This is a genomic window from Streptosporangium sp. NPDC049644, assembly GCF_040675205.1.
In the GTDB taxonomy this organism is placed as follows: domain Bacteria; phylum Actinomycetota; class Actinomycetes; order Streptosporangiales; family Streptosporangiaceae; genus Streptosporangium; species Streptosporangium fukuiense.
In genome coordinates this window covers 1-1,533 of record NZ_JBFAOJ010000263.1, presented here as the reverse complement: position 1 = coordinate 1,533, position 1,533 = coordinate 1, and the positions used below count along the sequence as shown (strand labels likewise).

At 69.7% G+C, this 1,533-nt stretch carries 2 protein-coding genes; both read right to left on the bottom strand.

Features of this window, described 5'->3' with window-relative positions:
- On the bottom strand, positions 1 to 356 hold a 356-nt coding region (locus tag AB0J58_RS45005), incomplete at its 3' end, for a hydantoinase B/oxoprolinase family protein (RefSeq protein WP_364227988.1).
- Positions 349 to 1,533 (bottom strand): hydantoinase B/oxoprolinase family protein (locus AB0J58_RS45000; protein ID WP_364227985.1); only part of this gene is annotated, 1,185 nt, incomplete at its 5' end. The genes AB0J58_RS45005 and AB0J58_RS45000, both read right to left, overlap by 8 nt.

The window sequence follows — 1,533 nt, the reverse complement described above, 5'->3', positions numbered from 1 at the left end:
TCATAGGCGTGCGCCGCGTTCCAGTACGGGTAGTTCAACAGCACCACATCACCCGGACGCAGGTTCTCCCGCCCCACGTACTCCACACCCTTGCGGATGGAGTAGTCGTTGGCGCCGAGGAAGCGGCTCAGCCCCGTCGACTCGGCGACCAGGCGCAGGCCGGAGTCGTAGACGGAGATGCCGAAGTCGAAGACCTCGTAGATGACCGGGTTGAAGGCGGTACGCACGAGCGTGGCCCGCATCTCCTCGGCGGCCGAGGCGAGATGGCTGCGCACCACCTCGACCGTCGCGCCGTCCACCCGCGGCGGAGCCGTGCCGGCCCGCTCGGACACCGTTTCGGACACCGTCTCAGACACCGTCGATCCCGTAGATCCTGCGGGCGGCGTCGGCAGAGACATAGCCCTCGGCGACGTCGCGGCGGACCAGCTCCGGGTCGCGCTCGCACGGATCCCCGTGCCCGCCGCCCCCTGCGGTCAGCAACCTGATCCGGTCACCGACCCGCACCCTGGTCCGCTTGGTACTGACCCGATGCTCGCGCTCGGTGTCGGGGAAGATCACCACCTGGTTGGGCTCGGGCTCCAGCCCGCCCTCCAGCGCCCACGGCCGCGACCGCGTCTTCTTGATGACCGACAGGAACTCCCCCGGGGTCACGAACCGGATGTCCCTCCGCAGCCCCACCCCACCGCGGAACCGCCCGGCACCGCCGGAATCCTCGCGCATCTCCATCCGCTCGAAGAACATCCCGGTCCGCGCCTCCAGGACCTCGATCGGGGTGATCCTCCCGGTACTGCCCGAGACGTGGGTGGCGGCGTTCATGCCGTCGTGGGAGGGGGTGGCGCCCCAGCCGACCGGGTCGTTGTTGCTGACCGCGAACATCTGCCCGGTCTCCGGGTGGATGCCGACCATCATGAACCCCGGCACGTCCCCTCCGGAGGAGGCGGGCAGCCTGTCCGGCATGCCCTGCGCCAGCGCCTTCAGGATGAGCTCGACCGCGACGATGCCGGTCCACAGGGTGAACGTCGGCTGCGGGTAGACGGCGTGGAAGAGCGTTCCAGGCTCGGCCCGCACCTCAAGGGGCACGGTCGTGCCGAAGTTGGACGGCTCGTCCGGCGAGGTGAGCGACTTGAGGACCACCTTGCAGATCGCCTCGGTGGCGCCGAACGGCATGTTGATGGGACCGGGCGTGGCCGGCGCGGAACCGTCGAAGTCGACGGTGAAGGTGCCGTCGGCGATGGTGACGGTGACCTGCATGCGGACCGGGTCCTCGGTGATGCCGTCGTCGTCGACCCAGTCGACCGCGGTCCACGACCCCTGCGGCAGCTCGGCGAGGGCGGCGCGGGTGCGCGCCTCGCCGTCCTCGATCATCCGCCCGACGGCGGCCTCCACCGTCGGGCGGCCGAACTTCTCCAGGATCTCCAGGAACCGGCGCTCGCCGGTTCGCAACGCGGCGACCTGCGCGTTCAGATCACCGATCACCAGATCCGGCATCCGCGAGTTGAACCGGATCAACTCGATGATCTCCCGGTTCGGCTC